Below are 15,339 nucleotides of genomic sequence, written 5' to 3'. Positions count from 1 at the left end.
CGGACGCGCCACGGCGCCTGCCGATTCGTCCGGTCGGGGACGGGCAGGCGCCGCGTTCAGTTCCGCACGCCGTTGTGCGGGACGTCTGTGTGCCGTATCAGACCGTCAGGGAACGGTCCGTCGGGCGGATCGGGGCCGGCAGCGCGCTGGCTCCGGTCAGGAAGCGGTCCACTCCGCGTGCCGCGGATCGGCCCTCGGCGATGGCCCACACGATGAGGGACTGGCCGCGGCCCGCGTCCCCGGCGACGAAGACGCCGCCGACGTTGGTCGCGTAGTCCTCGTCACGGGCGATGTTGCCCCGTGCGTCGAGCTCCAGACCGAACTGCTGGACCAGGCCGTTGGCCTGGTCGGTGCCGGTGAAGCCCATCGCGAGCGTGACCAGCTGCGCGGGGATGACCCGCTCGGTGCCGGGCTTCTGCTCCAGCTTACCGTCCTTGAACGCCACCTCGACCAGGTGGAGGGCCTGGACGTTGCCGTCCTCGTCGCCCTCGAAGTGGGTGGTCGAGACGGAGTAGACCCGCTCGCCGCCCTCCTCGTGCGCGGAGGTGACCTTGTAGAGCATGGGGAAGGTCGGCCAGGGCTGGTTGGTGTTCCGCTCCTCGCCCGGCCGGGGCATGATCTCCAGCTGGGTGACGGACAGGGCGCCCTGGCGGTGCGCGGTGCCGACGCAGTCGGCGCCGGTGTCGCCGCCGCCGATGACGACGACGTGCTTGCCCTCGGCGGTGATCGGGGAGACCGTCAGGTCGCCCTCCTGCACCTTGTTGGCGAGCGGCAGGTACTCCATCGCGTAGTGCACGCCGTTGAGCTCCCGGCCCGGGACGGGCAGGTCGCGCGAGACGGTGGCACCGGCGGCGATGACCACGGCGTCGTAGCGGCGGCGCAGCTTCGCGGCGTCGATGTCCCGGCCGATCTCGGTCTCGGTGCGGAACTTGGTGCCCTCCGCGCGCATCTGCTCGATGCGGCGGTTGATGTGCGACTTCTCCATCTTGAACTCGGGGATGCCGTACCGGAGGAGGCCCCCGATGCGGTCCGCGCGCTCGTAGACGGCGACCGTGTGACCGGCCCGGGTGAGCTGCTGGGCGGCGGCGAGACCGGCCGGACCCGAGCCGATGACGGCGACGGTCTTGCCGGACAGGCGCTCGGGCGGCTGCGGGGTGACGTCGCCGCTGTCCCACGCCTTGTCGATGATCGAGACCTCGACGTTCTTGATGGTGACGGCCGGCTGGTTGATGCCGAGCACGCACGCCGACTCGCAGGGCGCCGGGCACAGCCGCCCGGTGAACTCCGGGAAGTTGTTCGTGGCGTGCAGCCGCTCGGACGCGGCGGACCAGTCCTCGCGGTAGGCGTAGTCGTTCCACTCGGGGATGAGGTTTCCGAGCGGGCAGCCGTTGTGGCAGAACGGGATGCCGCAGTCCATGCAGCGGCCGGCCTGCTTGCTGATGATCGGGAGCAGCGAGCCCGGAACGTAGACCTCGTTCCAGTCCTTGACGCGCTCGCCGGCGGGGCGGGTCTGCGCGACCTCGCGGCCGGTGGTCAGGAAGCCCTTGGGGTCAGCCATTGGTCGCCGCCTCCATCATCTTCTCGGTGGTCTCCTGCTCGGAGAGACCGGCGAGCTCAGCGGCGTCCTTGGCGGCGAGCACTGCCTTGTAGGTGGACGGGATGATCTTGCTGAAGCGAGCCACCGCGGTGTCCCACTCGGCGAGAAGCTTCTCGGCGACGGTGGAGCCGGTCTCCTCCTGGTGGCGGCGCACGACGTCGTGCAGCCACTGCTTGTCGGTGTCGGTCAGCTCCTCGACCGCGCCGAGGTTGCCGGCGTTGACGTTGTCGCGGTTGAGGTCGATGACGTACGCGACACCGCCGGACATGCCGGCCGCGAAGTTGCGCCCGGTCCCGCCGAGCACCACGGCGTGGCCGCCGGTCATGTACTCGCAGCCGTGGTCGCCCACGCCCTCGGAGACGACGGTGGCGCCGGAGTTGCGGACGCAGAAGCGCTCACCGGTGCGGCCGCGGAGGAACAGTTCGCCGCCGGTGGCGCCGTAGGCGATGGTGTTGCCCGCGATCGTGGAGTACTCGGCGAGGTGGTCGGCGCCGCGGTCGGGGCGGACGACGACGCGGCCGCCGGACAGGCCCTTGCCGACGTAGTCGTTGGCGTCGCCCTCCAGGCGCAGGGTGACCCCGCTGGGCAGGAAGGCGCCGAAGGACTGGCCCGCGGAGCCGGTGAAGGTGATGTCGATGGTGTCCTGGGGCAGGCCCGCACCGCCGAACTTCTTCGTGACCTCGTGCCCGAGCATCGTGCCGACGGTCCGGTTGATGTTGCGGATCGCGATCTGCGCGCGGACCGGCTGGGCGGTCTCGGGGCTGCCGGCCTTGAGGGCGTCGGCGGCGAGCTTGATCAGCTCGTTGTCGAGGGCCTTGTCGAGGGCGTGGTCCTGTTCGGTGTTCCGGTACCGGACCGCGCCTTCGGGCAGCTCGGGGACGTAGAACAGCGGGGCGAGGTCCAGGCCCTGCGCCTTCCAGTGGGTGACGGCCCGGTCGGTGTCCAGCAGCTCGGCGTGGCCGACGGCCTCCTCGATCGTGCGGAAGCCGAGCTCGGCGAGGAGCTCGCGGACCTCCTGCGCGATGAACTCGAAGAAGTTGACGACGTACTCGGCCTTGCCGGAGAAGCGGTCGCGCAGCACCGGGTTCTGGGTGGCGATGCCGACGGGGCAGGTGTCGAGGTGGCAGACGCGCATCATGACGCAGCCGGAGACGACGAGCGGCGCGGTCGCGAAACCGAACTCCTCGGCGCCGAGCAGCGCGGCGATGACGACGTCGCGGCCGGTCTTGAGCTGGCCGTCGGTCTGCACGACGATGCGGTCGCGCAGGCCGTTGAGCAGCAGGGTCTGCTGGGTCTCGGCGAGGCCGAGCTCCCAGGGGCCGCCCGCGTGCTTGAGGCTCGTGAGCGGGGACGCGCCCGTGCCGCCGTCGTGGCCGGAGATGAGGACCACGTCCGCGTGCGCCTTGGAGACGCCCGCCGCGACGGTGCCGACGCCGACCTCGGAGACCAGCTTCACGTGGATGCGGGCCTGCGGGTTGGCGTTCTTGAGGTCGTGGATCAGCTGAGCCAGGTCCTCGATGGAGTAGATGTCGTGGTGCGGCGGCGGGGAGATCAGGCCGACGCCCGGGGTGGAGTGCCGGGTCTTGGCGACCCACGGGTAGACCTTGTGGCCGGGCAGCTGGCCGCCCTCGCCGGGCTTGGCGCCCTGGGCCATCTTGATCTGGATGTCGTCCGCGTTGACCAGGTACTCGCTGGTGACACCGAAGCGGCCGGAGGCGACCTGCTTGATGGACGAGCGGCGGGCCGGGTCGTAGAGCCGGTCGGCGTCCTCGCCGCCCTCACCGGTGTTGGACTTGCCGCCCAGCTGGTTCATCGCGATGGCGAGGGTCTCGTGGGCCTCGCGCGAGATGGAGCCGTAGGACATGGCGCCGGTGGAGAAGCGCTTGACGATCTCCGAGACGGGCTCGACCTCCTCGATGTCGATCGAGGGGCGGTCCGAGGTGAAGCCGAACAGGCCGCGGAGCGTCATCAGCCGCTCGGACTGCTCGTTCACCCGGTCCGTGTACTTCTTGAAGATGTCGTACCGGCGGTTGCGGGTGGCGTGCTGGAGGCGGAAGACCGTCTCCGGGTCGAACAGGTGCGGCTCGCCCTCGCGGCGCCACTGGTACTCGCCGCCGATCTCCAGCGCGCGGTGCGAGGCGGAGATGCCGGAGGCGGGGTAGCCCTTGGTGTGCCGGGCGGCGACCTCCTTGGCGACGACGTCGAGACCGGCGCCGCCGATCTTGGTGGCGGTGCCGTTGAAGTACCGGTCCACGAAGGACTGGTCGAGGCCGACCGCTTCGAAGACCTGGGCGCCCCGGTAGGAGGCGACCGTGGAGATGCCCATCTTGGACATGACCTTCAGGACGCCCTTGCCCAGGGCGTAGATCAGGTTGCGGATGGCCTGCTCGGCCTCGATGCCCTCGATGAAGGTGCCGGCCCGGACCAGGTCCTCGACGGACTCCATGGCCAGGTACGGGTTGACCGCGGCGGCGCCGTAGCCGATCAGCAGCGCGACGTGGTGGACCTCGCGGACGTCACCGGCCTCGACCAGCAGGCCCACCTGGGTGCGCTGCTTGGTGCGGATGAGGTGGTGGTGGACGGCGGAGGTGAGCAGCAGCGAGGGGATCGGCGCGTGCTCGGCGTCGGAGTGCCGGTCGGACAGGACGATCAGGCGGGCGCCGTCCTCGATGGCGGCGTCGACCTCGGTGCAGATCTCCTCGATCCGGGCGGCCAGCGCGTCGCCGCCGCCGTGCACCCGGTAGAGGCCGGAGAGCGTGGCGGCCTTCATGCCCGGCATGTCGCCGTCGGCGTTGATGTGTATGAGCTTGGCCAGCTCGTCGTTGTCGATCACCGGGAAGGGCAGCGCGACGCTGCGGCAGGACGCGGCGTCCGGCTCCAGGAGGTTGCCCGAGGGGCCGAGCACGGAGCGCAGCGAGGTGACGAGCTCCTCGCGGATGGCGTCCAGCGGCGGGTTGGTGACCTGCGCGAACAGCTGGGTGAAGTAGTCGAACAGCAGCCGGGGGCGGGCCGAGAGCGCGGCGATCGGCGAGTCGGTGCCCATGGAGCCCAGGGGCTCGCCGGCGGTGCGGGCCATCGGGGCGAGGATGACGCGCAGCTCCTCCTCGGTGTACCCGAAGGTCTGCTGGCGGCGGGTGACGGAGGCGTGCGTGTGGACGATGTGCTCCCGCTCGGGGAGGTCCTCCAGCTCGATCTCGCCGGTCTCCAGCCACTCCTGGTAGGGGTGCTCGGCGGCGAGGGACGCCTTGATCTCGTCGTCCTCGATGATGCGGTGCTCGGCGGTGTCCACGAGGAACATGCGGCCGGGCTGCAGGCGGCCCTTGCGGACGACCTTGGCCGGGTCGATGTCCAGGACGCCGACCTCGGAGGAGAGCACGACGAGGCCGTCGTCGGTGACCCAGTAGCGGCCGGGGCGCAGACCGTTGCGGTCGAGGACCGCGCCGACCTGGACGCCGTCGGTGAAGGTGACGCAGGCCGGGCCGTCCCAGGGCTCCATCATCGCGGAGTGGTACTGGTAGAACGCGCGGCGTGCCGGGTCCATCGAGTCGTGGTTCTCCCACGCCTCGGGGACCATCATCAGCACCGAGTGCGGCAGCGAGCGGCCGCCGAGGTGGAGCAGCTCCAGGACCTCGTCGAAGGACGCGGAGTCGGATGCGTCCGGGGTGCAGACGGGGAAGATCCGGTCGAGCGGCGCGTCGCCGAAGAGGCCGGAGGCGAGCTGGGACTCGCGGGCCTTCATCCAGTTGCGGTTGCCCTTGACCGTGTTGATCTCGCCGTTGTGCGCGACGAAACGGTACGGGTGGGCGAGCGGCCAGCTCGGGAAGGTGTTGGTCGAGAAGCGCGAGTGGACCAGGGCGACCGCGGTGGCGAACCGGGGGTCGGAGAGGTCCGGGAAGAACGGCTCCAGCTGACCGGTGGTGAGCATGCCCTTGTAGACGATGGTGCGGGCGGAGAGCGACGGGAAGTAGACCCCGGCCTCGCGCTCGGCGCGCTTGCGCAGCAGGAACGCCTTGCGGTCCAGGGCGATGCCGGTGCTCTCGCCGTCCGAGACGAAGAGCTGGCGGAACTCGGGCATGGTGGCGCGGGCGCCGTTGCCGAGGATGTCCGGGGTGACCGGGACCTCGCGCCAGCCGAGGACCGTCAGGCCCTCCTCGCCGGCGATCTTCTCCAGCTCGCGGACGGCACCGGTGGAGTCGTCGGCGGGCAGGAAGGCGATGCCGACGGCGTAGCCACCGGCCTCGGGGAGCGCGAAGGGGACCTCGGCGCGCAGGAACGTGTCCGGGACCTGGAGCAGGATGCCGGCACCGTCACCGGAGTCGGGCTCCGATCCGGTGGCACCGCGGTGTTCGAGGTTGCGGAGCACGGTCAGAGCCTGCTCGACCATCTCGTGGCCGGGCACACCGGTCAGAGTGGCTACGAACCCCACGCCACAGGCGTCGTGCTCGTTGCGGGGGTCGTACATCCCCTGGGGGGCGGGGCGACCGTCCATGGGCGACCAGGCGTCGGTGCGCATCGGCTCTCCCGTCGTCGTCGTGGCATATGTGCCGAGGGACGACGTTGGCCCTCTGCGAAATTTCGTGCAGATTACATGATGGGGCGCTTCTCAAAAAGCGGATGAACCATTCCAACATGCGGACACCGTCGACGACGGTGAAGTGGGTCGCTGTCGGAGGATCGGCGCCCGGGAGACGCGGAGAGCAGGCGTCGTTGCCTGCGGTGTCTACGGCTCATGCCCGGTGGCGGGGAAAACGAAACCGCCGGGTAGTGGCTACATATGTGCAGCCCTGCATAGAGACTCATTTTACGGTGCGCGGCGTGGTCGCGCCCAGAGGCCCGGGCCAAGACGTACGTCACACGCGTGGCATACGCGTAACGGGGCGGTTGCGTGAACCGGCCCGTTACGCGTACGAAGCAGGCGGGGTCAGCCGCCCATCGCCACGCCGAACAGGGCGCCCAGGCCGTACGTGATCGCGGCGGCCGCGCCGCCCAGCGCCAGCTGGCGCAGTCCGCTGAACCACCAGCTGCGGGCGGTCACCCGGGCCACCACCGCGCCGCAGCCGAACAGTCCGGCGAGCGCCAGCAGCACGGCCGGCCACAGCGCACCGGCCCCCAGCAGGAATGGCAGCACGGGCAGCAGGGCGCCCAGCGCGAAGGCGCCGAACGAGGAGACGGCGGCCACCAGGGGCGACGGCAGGTCACCCGGGTCGATGCCCAGCTCCTCGCGGGCGTGTATTTCGAGGGCCTGCTCCGGATCGCGCGAGAGCTGTCGGGCGACCTCGCGGGCGAGCGCGGGCTCGACGCCCCGGGACGCGTAGAGCGCGGCGAGCTCCCGCTCCTCGTCCACGGGGTGCTTGCGCAGCTCGCGCCGCTCGACGTCCAGCTCGGCCTCGACCAGCTCGCGCTGGGAGGCCACGGAGGTGTACTCGCCGGCCGCCATGGAAAAGGCCCCGGCGGCCAGCCCGGCGAGGCCGGTGATGACGATGGTGCGGTGCGAGACGTCGCCGCCGGCGACGCCGGTCATCAGGGCCAGGTTGGAGACGAGGCCGTCCATCGCGCCGAAGACCGCGGGACGCAGCCAGCCGCCGTTGACGTCGCGGTGGGTGTGGTTGTCCCGGTGCGCCTCGTGCAGTACGGCGTCGGTCTCGATGATGGCCACGACGTATCCCTCTCCCCTGGTCCGGGTTCTCCGGAGACGGACCTCCTGCCCGCCCGCCCCCGCTCGACACCATCGAAAATACGCACGAAAAATCGCTCCTGCCAGCAAGGAAGGCCGTACTTACCACCCTGCGTAACCGGATAGGTACGGCTTGCCTTGCTGTCCGGAAGGCGTCATCCGAGTGGCCCTTTTGTGTGCGTAACCGGCCTTCGTCCGGGCTCGGCGTGGAACGGATCCCACAGGCACGAGTACTGGCTCGGTACGAGCGAAGGGTCGACGCGATGGAGACGGTCGCAGGAAATCCGACGGCGCCGCGGGCGGGCGGCACACAGACGGCACGGCCTCCGGACGATCCGGAACCGGGCGGGTCCGTCGACCGGGCCAGGGGCGCGCTGCTCGGCCTCGCGGTCGGCGACGCGCTCGGCGCCCCGGCGGAGAACATGCGGCCCTCCGAGATCCGCCGCCGCTGGGGCCGGATCGAGGGCTTCGTCAGCGACGACCCGGCGGGCACCGACGACACGGAGTACGCGATCTTCTCCGGGCTGCTGCTGGCCCGGCACGGCTCGGAGCTCACCGTCACCGATGTCGAGCGGGCCTGGCGGCTGTGGATCGCCGACCTGGACGAGGGGCCGTTCCGGGGCGCCGGCTTCAGCGAGCGCGGCACGCTGGAGAACCTGCGCCGGGGTCTGGCCGCGCCGATCTCCGCCCAGCACCGGCACGCCTGGAGCGACGGCCTGGCGATGCGGGCCGCGCCCTTCGGCGTCTTCGCGGCCGGCCGCCCCGCCGAGGCGGCCCGGCTGGTCGCGGTCGACGGCCGGGTCAGCCACGAGGGCGAGGGCATCTACGGCGGCCAGGCGGTGGCCGCCGGGGTGGCCGCCGCGATGACCGGCGCCTCGGTCACCTCGGTGATCGCCGCCGCGCTCTCGGTCGTCCCCATGGACTCCTGGACGGCCCGCTCCCTGCGCCGCGCGGTGACGGCGGCGCAGCGCCCGTACCCCGACCGCCTCACCGGCGAACGCGCGGTCCGCTCGGCCGTGGTGGTCGGCGGCTACCCCTGGACCGACCTGGCCCCGGAGGCGGTCGGCCTGGCCTTCGGCGCGTTCGCCGCGGCGCGCGGCGACTTCCGTACGGCGGTGCTCATGGCCGTCAACATGGGCCGCGACGCCGACACGACGGCCGCGGTGGCGGGCGCCCTCTCCGGTGCCCTGCACGGCGCGTCGGCCATCCCGCGCCTCTGGGCGGACGCGATCGGCCCGGTCCGTGGCAGCTGCCTGCCGTCGATGCGGGGGTACCACGTGGTGGACGTCGCGGACCTGCTGGCGGGCGCGGCGGACGGAGAACCCGGTGGCGAGGGGGCGGTGCGGCGATGAGCGGCGCACGGCGCGCCCGCATCGAGGGGCTGCTGATCGGGCTGGCCGCCGGGGACGCCGCGGGGTGGCCCGCGGCCCGGCACCGGGCGGCCCGGATGCCGGAGTGGACCCGGCGGCTGACCCGCGAGCTGGACACCTTCGCCGAGCACAACGCGACGACCACGCTCCCCGTGCCCATCGCGCTCAACCAGCCCCCCGAGCCGCTGCGGCTCGGCCCGTCCGACGACGCCGAGTGGGCGGCCTTCGCGGCGGCGACCGTGCTGGCGGCCGCCGGACCGGGGCGGGTGCGCGCCGCCGTCGCCGGGGCCTGGAACGCGCTCGCCGCCGAGGTCGCCGCGGCCGCGGCCCGCGCGCCCGAGGTGGAGGCGGCCGTGCTGCCGCTGCGCGCCCGGATCTCGGTGCGGGCCGGGCTCGGGAACCTCGCGGCCGGGCTGCGGCCGCCCGCCACCGGGCACGACAACCCGCACTACTTCGACGACGCGGCGTGCGTACGGGCGGCCGTGCTCGCGGTCGTCCACCCGGGCGACCCGCACGCGGCGGCGGAACTCGCCGAGTTCGACGCGCGCTTCACGCAGGACGGCGACGGGGTGCACGGGGCGCGGGCGATGGCCGCCGCGAGCGCCGAGGCGCTGGGCGGGGCGGACGTGGACACGGCCGTGAACGCCGCGCTGGCCCAGCTCCCCGACGGCACCGAGATCGCCCGCAACGCGGCCCACGCGGTCCGGATCGCCCGGGAGTTCGCCGGGGAACGGGCCGGGGCGTTCGCGCTCGTCCCGGTCCTGGAGCACCAGATCGTGGACCACGTCTACAGCTACGGGATCGCCGCCGCCGAAACCGTACCGGTCGCCCTCGCTCTGGCCACCGCGTCCCGGGGCGACATCGCGCAGGCCGTGCCCGCGGCGGCCTGCCTGTCCCGGGTCGCGGACTCCGCACCCGCCCTGGCCGGGGCGCTGACCGGGGCACTGGGCACCATCGGCTCCGTGCCCGACGGCTGGCGGGAGACCTGCCGGACGCTGGCCGGCTGCGCGCTCCCCCGGTTCGCCGGCACGGATCTGGTGGAACTCGCCGGGCTGCTGGCAGCCACGGAACCGGCCCCCACGGGTGGACAATCCGGACATGACATCCACCGTGCCCCTGGCGCCCACGACATCCCCCTCCCCCACGACAGCCACGACGCCCACGCTCGATGACCGGATCGCCGGTGCCCTCGTCGGCGCCGCCGTCGGCGACGCGCTGGGCGGCCCGGTCGAGGGCCGCTCCCCGGAGCAGATCACGGCCCGGCACGGCGGCAGGATCACCGGGATCGTCGGCCCCTGGGACGGCGACGACTGGCGGACCGCCCGCCCGATCGCCCCGTACCACAAGGGCGACGGGCACGTCACCGACGACACCTTGATGACGCACGCGCTGGTCCGGGTGTACGGGAAGGTGCGCGGCCATCTCGACGCGTACGCGGTCGCCGACCACCTCGTACCGGAGATGATCGGCGAACCCCGCTGGATTCCCGAGCTGGAGGCCGAGGCGCTGCCGCTCCAGCGGGTCTTCCTCGCGGAGAAGTGGATCGTCGCCCGGCTGCACTACGGGCACGTCGACCCGCGCGAGGCGGGCTCCGGAAACATCGTCAACTGCGGGGCGGCGATGTACATGGCCCCGGTCGGCCTGGTGAACGCCGCCCATCCGCAGGCGGCGTACGCCGAGGCGATCGACGTCGCGGGCGCCCACCAGTCGAGTTACGGCAGGGAGGCGGCGGGCGTCTTCGCGGCCGCGGTCGCCGCCGCCTGCGCGCCCGGGGCGACGCCCGCCACGGTCGTGGAGGCGTGCCTGTCGCTCGCCAAGGACGGCACCCGTGCCGCGATCGAGGCCGTCTGCGAGGCGGCCTCCCGCCACCGGGACGTCGAGTCGGCGCTCGTCCCGCTGCGCGCGGCCGTCGCCCCCTTCGACACCGTCGGCCCCGACTACCGAGAGCCCTCGCTCGGCGCCCGCCGCCCGTCCCGGCTGCACGCGATCGAGGAGCTGCCGGTCGCCCTCGGCATGTTGCTGGCGGCCGGCGGGGACTACCGGCAGGCGGTCCTCGGCTCGGTCAACTACGGCCGCGACTGCGACTCGATCGCCACCATGAGCGGCGCGCTCGCGGGCGCCCTGTACGGCGAGCGGGCCGTCCCCGCCGACTGGGCCGCGACGGTCGCGGAGGCCAGCCGCCTCGATCTGCGCGCCCCGGCCCGGACCCTGGCCGAGGTCGCCCGCGAGGTGTTCGCCCGGGACACCGCCCGCCGCCGCGCCCACGAGGCCGCCTTCGCGACGCTGGCGGGTACCCCGTGACCACGGCGGTGCGGGTGACCTGGGTACAGCCGGAGGACCTGGTGGGCCACGAGCTGCGGCAGGCCGCCGAGGACGGCCGCGACGCGCGCGCCCTCGCCCGCCGGTGGTACGAGGCCGGCGGCTCCCCCGCCCCGGAGCGTGCCGGCGCGTCCGACCCCGGCGCCCCGCCCGGGCTGCGCGCGGTCGCCGAACGGCTGCTCGACGAACTCGCCCTGCTGGAGTCCCCGCTGGCCGGTGACGAGCCGGACGGCCTGGACGAGATCCGGGCCGCCTGCCCGCAGTGGCCGCACGCCCGGGACGTGCGGACCGCCGGTCCGGAGCGGCTGCACGCCGCCTGGCTGGGCCGGGCCGCCGGGTGCCTGCTGGGCAAACCGGTCGAGAAGCTGCCGCTGGAAGGGATCCGCGCCCTCGCCCGGGCCACCGGCAACTGGCCGCTGAACACCTGGTTCACCGCCCGGGGCCTGCCCGCCCCGCTGGCCGCCACCTACCCGTGGAACCGGCGCTCCGCGGCCACCTCGCTCGCCGAGAACATCGACGGGATGCCCGAGGACGACGACCTCAACCACCCCCTGCTCACCCTGCTGCTGCTCCAGCGGCACGGCACCGCGTTCACCACCGCGGACCTGGCCCGGCTGTGGCTGGACGAGCTCCCGGCGGGGCGTACGTTCACCGCCGAGCGGATCGCGTACCGCAATCTGCTCGACGGCATCGAGCCGCCGGACACCGCCCGGCACCGCAACCCGTTCCGGGAATGGATCGGCGCGCAGATCCGGGCCGACGTGCACGGCTGGACCCGGCCCGGCGACCCGGCGGGCGCCGCGGAGCAGGCGTACCGCGACGCGGTCCTCACCCACACCGGGAACGGCGTCTACGGCGCGATGTTCACGGCGGCGGCGCTGGCCGAGGCGGCCGACGGCGAGACCGACGTGCACGGCTGCCTGGCCACCGGCCTGCGCGTGGTGCCGCCGCGCTCGCGGTTCGCGGCGGCCGTACGGGACGGCATCGCGGCCGCCCGCGAGGAGCGGGACTTCGATACGGTCGTGGACCGGCTGCACGCGGCGTACGGCAGGTACCACTGGGTGCACGTGCTGCCCAACGCGGCCCTGCTGGCCGCCGCCCTCACCCACGCCGACGGCGACTTCACCGGTTCCGTCTGCAAGGCGGTGTCCGGCGGCTGGGACACCGACTCCAACGGCGCGACCGCCGGTTCGCTCGCCGGGCTGCTCGCCGGCCGGCCGGACGCGCTGCCCGACCGGTGGACCACCCCGCTGAAGAACCGGCTCGCCACGTCCGTCCCCGGTTTCGACGGGTCCGGCTTCGACACCCTGGCCGCCCTGACCCACCGGCTCACCCACGAGGAGGCACTCCGCCCATGACCAGGATCGCGGTGCTCGGCAGCACCAATATGGATCTTGTGGCCTACGTCGACCGGGCCCCGGAACGCGGCCAGACCGTCACCGGACGGGAGTTCCGCACCATCCCCGGCGGCAAGGGCGCCAACCAGGCGGTCGCCGCCGCCCGCGCGGGCGGTGACGTGCTGATGATCGGCGCGGTCGGCGACGACGAGTACGGCGTACGGATGCGGGAGAACCTGGAGCAGTCCGGCGTCGACACCGACCTGCTGCACACCGCCGAGGGCCCCAGCGGCACCGCCCACATCGTGGTCGACGCCAAGGGCTCCAACGCGATCGTGGTCATCCCCGGCGCCAACGGCACCCTGACCGCGCTCGGCCCGGGCGAGGTGGCCGCCATCGCCGAGGCGGATCTGCTGCTGCTCCAGCTGGAGCTGCCGATGTCCGCCGTGATCGAGGGCGCCCGCGCCGGTCACGCCCAGGGCGTACGGACCGTGCTCACCCCCTCCCCCGTACAGGAGCTGCCCCCCGAGCTCCTCGACCACGTCGACCTGCTGATCCCCAACGAGCACGAGGCGGCCGGGCTGTCCGGCTACGACGACCCGCACGCGGCGGCGGAGATCCTGCTCGGCCAGGTCCCCGCGGTGCTCATCACGCTGGGCTCGAAGGGCAGCCTGTACGCGGCCCGGGGCAGCCGCACCATCCACTTCCCGGCCCCGGACGTGACCGCCGTCGACACCACCGGCGCCGGGGACACCTTCGTCGGCACCCTGGCCGTGGCGCTCGGCGAGGGGCGCCCCGTCCCGCAGGCCGTCGCCTGGGCCTCGGCCGCCGCCGCGCTCTGCGTGCAGAAGCCGGGCGCCTCGGTCTCCATGCCGTACCGCAGCGAAATCGACGGCGCGTGAGCGCCCCAGCGGCGCCGCCGCTCACCGGACTGCGGGTGGTCGATCTCGCCACGCTCTTCGCGGGCCCGCTCTGCGCGACGATGCTGGGCGACTTCGGCGCCGAGGTGATCAAGGTCGAGCATCCGGTCCGCCCCGACCCCTCCCGGGGCCACGGGCCCTCGAAGGACGGCGTGGGCCTGTGGTGGAAGCTCCTCGGCCGCAACAAGCGCAACCTGACGCTCGACCTGTCCGCCCCGGAGGGCCGCGATGTGCTGCTGCGGCTCGCCGCCGGCACCGACGTGATCATCGAGAACTTCCGGCCGGGCACGCTGGAACGGTGGGGCCTCGGGCCCGACGAGCTGCACGCGGTCAACCCCCGGCTCGTGCTGGTGCGCGTCACGGGCTTCGGGCAGTTCGGCCCGTACTCCCACCGGCCCGGCTTCGGGACGCTCGCCGAGGCGATGAGCGGCTTCGCGGCGATCACCGGGGAGCCGGACGGACCGCCGACCCTGCCGCCGTTCGGGCTGGCCGACTCGATCGCCGCGCTCGCCACGGCGTACGCGGTGATGGCCGCCCTGGCCGGCCGCGACCGGACCGGCGAGGGGCAGGTGGTCGACATGGCGATCATCGAGCCGATCCTGACGGTGCTCGGCCCGCAGCCGCTCTGGTACGACCAGCTCGGTTACGTACAGCCGCGCACCGGGAACCGGTCGCGCAACAACGCCCCGCGCAACACCTACCGCACCTCGGACGGGCAGTGGGTGGCCGTCTCCACCTCCGCGCAGTCCGTCGCGGAGCGGGTGATGCGGCTGGTCGGGCGGGCGGACCTGATCGACGAGCCGTGGTTCGCCTCGGGCGCCACCCGCGCCGAGCACAGCGACGAGCTGGACGAGGCCGTGGGCCGCTGGATCGCCCGGCACAGCCGGGAGGAGGCCCTGTCCGCGTTCGAGAAGGCGGAGGCCGCCATCGCCCCCATCCACGATGTACGGGACGTGATGGAGGACCCGCAGTACCGGGCACTGGACACGGTCACCGAGGTGGACGACCCGGAGCTGGGCCCGCTGCGGATGCAGAACGTCCTCTTCCGGCTCTCCCGGACGCCGGGCGCGATCCGCTGGACGGGCCGCCCGCACGGGGCCGACACCGAGGAGATCCTGACCGAGCTGGGGCTGAGCGGGCCCGAGATCTCGGCGCTGCGGGCGGAGCGGGTGCTGTGAGCGCGGCGGCCCCCCTCACCCTGCTGTACGTGCCCGGGGACCGGCCGGACGTCGTGCGCAAGGCGGCCGCCTCGGGGGCGGACGTGGTGATCGTGGACCTGGAGGACGCGGTCGCCCCCGACCGCAAGGAGTACGCCCGCGCGGCGACGGTGGAGCTGCTGTCGGACCCGCCGGCCGACACGGGGCCGCCCGTGCACGTGCGGGTCAACGACGAGGCGGACGTCGGGGCGCTCGCCGGGCTGCCGGGGCTCGGCGGGCTGCGGCTGCCGAAGATCACCCATGCCGCGTCCGTGCACCACATCGCGGCGCTGGCCCCCGGGGTGGCCCTGTGCCCGCTCCTGGAGTCGGCGCTCGGTATCGAGCACGCGTACTCGGTGGCCTCCGCCCACCCCCAGGTCCGGGCCATCGCCCTGGGTGAGGCGGACCTCCGCGCGGATCTGGGCGTACGGGAGGACACGGGGCTCGACTGGTCGCGCAGCCGGGTGGTGGTCGCCGCCCGGGCGGCGGGCCTGGCGCCGCCCACGCAGTCGGTCTTCGCGGACGTCCGCGACCTGGACGGCCTCTGGACCTCCTGCGTCCATGGCCGGGCCCTGGGCTTCCTGGGCCGGGCGGCGATCCACCCCCGCCAGCTCCCGGTGATCGAACGCGCGTTCCGCCCGACACCGCAGGAGGTCGAAGCGGCCTGGGAAATCGTGGAGGCGGCCCGCGACCAGGCGGGCGCGCAGGCCCTCCCGGACGGCCGCTTCGTGGACGCGGCGGTGGTTGCGCAGGCGCGGCGGACGCTGGCGCTGGCCCAACGGAAGCGGTGACCTGGCGCTCCACCCTTACCGCTTTGTCCTCAATCGCCGGACGGGCTGGATTTCCGCCGCATCAACGGCGAGCGGCAAAATCAAGCCCGTCCGGCGGAGCCAATTCAACGGTGAGCGGCAAAATCAAGCCCGTCC

Annotated in this window: 10 protein-coding genes; 7 read left to right on the top strand and 3 right to left on the bottom strand. The window is 73.4% G+C overall.

The genetic code is table 11. The features are described from left to right. Positions 1 to 97: 97 nt before the first annotated feature. The 3 genes from OG867_RS24865 to OG867_RS24855 all read right to left on the bottom strand — a co-directional run bounded on the left by OG867_RS24865 (position 98) and on the right by OG867_RS24855 (position 7,253). The gene (locus OG867_RS24865; protein ID WP_406288603.1) at positions 98 to 1,558 is read right to left on the bottom strand and encodes a glutamate synthase subunit beta; all 1,461 of its coding nucleotides are present in this window, start codon (positions 1,556 to 1,558) and stop codon (positions 98 to 100) included. After that, complete coding sequence (gltB, locus tag OG867_RS24860; protein WP_406288600.1) at positions 1,551 to 6,110, bottom strand: glutamate synthase large subunit; 4,560 nt, start codon at positions 6,108 to 6,110, stop codon at positions 1,551 to 1,553. The genes OG867_RS24865 and gltB overlap by 8 nt, the downstream gene beginning before the upstream one ends. A gap of 408 nt (positions 6,111 to 6,518) precedes the next feature. Then, entirely contained in the window at positions 6,519 to 7,253 is a 735-nt protein-coding gene (locus OG867_RS24855) for a VIT1/CCC1 transporter family protein (protein ID WP_328899703.1), read from the bottom strand. A gap of 281 nt (positions 7,254 to 7,534) precedes the next feature. Between OG867_RS24855 and OG867_RS24850 the strand changes: the two genes are divergently transcribed. Genes OG867_RS24850 through OG867_RS24820 form a run of 7 tightly spaced genes read left to right on the top strand, consistent with a single transcriptional unit; the run spans position 7,535 to position 15,204 of the window. Next, positions 7,535 to 8,623, top strand: a complete 1,089-nt coding sequence (locus OG867_RS24850) for an ADP-ribosylglycohydrolase family protein (protein WP_406288597.1) — start codon at positions 7,535 to 7,537, stop codon at positions 8,621 to 8,623. Then, positions 8,620 to 9,813: an ADP-ribosylglycohydrolase family protein gene (locus OG867_RS24845; RefSeq protein WP_406288594.1), complete on the top strand. Its 1,194-nt coding sequence runs from the start codon at positions 8,620 to 8,622 to the stop codon at positions 9,811 to 9,813. Before OG867_RS24850 ends, OG867_RS24845 begins: the two co-directional genes overlap by 4 nt. Next, a complete protein-coding gene (locus OG867_RS24840) occupies positions 9,740 to 10,942 on the top strand; it encodes an ADP-ribosylglycohydrolase family protein (protein ID WP_406288591.1) in 1,203 nt (400 codons plus the stop codon). The genes OG867_RS24845 and OG867_RS24840 overlap by 74 nt, the downstream gene beginning before the upstream one ends. Next, on the top strand, positions 10,939 to 12,318 hold the full coding sequence (locus OG867_RS24835) for an ADP-ribosylglycohydrolase family protein (RefSeq protein ID WP_328899707.1): 1,380 nt from the start codon (positions 10,939 to 10,941) through the stop codon (positions 12,316 to 12,318). The genes OG867_RS24840 and OG867_RS24835 overlap by 4 nt, the downstream gene beginning before the upstream one ends. Then, entirely contained in the window at positions 12,315 to 13,199 is an 885-nt protein-coding gene (gene rbsK, locus OG867_RS24830; RefSeq protein WP_406288587.1) for a ribokinase, read from the top strand. The genes OG867_RS24835 and rbsK overlap by 4 nt, the downstream gene beginning before the upstream one ends. Next, entirely contained in the window at positions 13,196 to 14,395 is a 1,200-nt protein-coding gene (locus OG867_RS24825; RefSeq protein ID WP_406288584.1) for a CaiB/BaiF CoA transferase family protein, read from the top strand. The genes rbsK and OG867_RS24825 overlap by 4 nt, the downstream gene beginning before the upstream one ends. Then, entirely contained in the window at positions 14,392 to 15,204 is an 813-nt protein-coding gene (locus OG867_RS24820; RefSeq protein WP_406288581.1) for an HpcH/HpaI aldolase/citrate lyase family protein, read from the top strand. The genes OG867_RS24825 and OG867_RS24820 overlap by 4 nt, the downstream gene beginning before the upstream one ends. The last annotated feature ends 135 nt before the right edge of the window (positions 15,205 to 15,339 follow it).

Source organism: Streptomyces sp. NBC_00209 (assembly GCF_045206345.1).
Lineage (GTDB): Bacteria > Actinomycetota > Actinomycetes > Streptomycetales > Streptomycetaceae > Streptomyces.
Note: the sequence above shows the minus strand (reverse complement) of the source record. Positions and strands in the feature narration are given on the sequence as shown.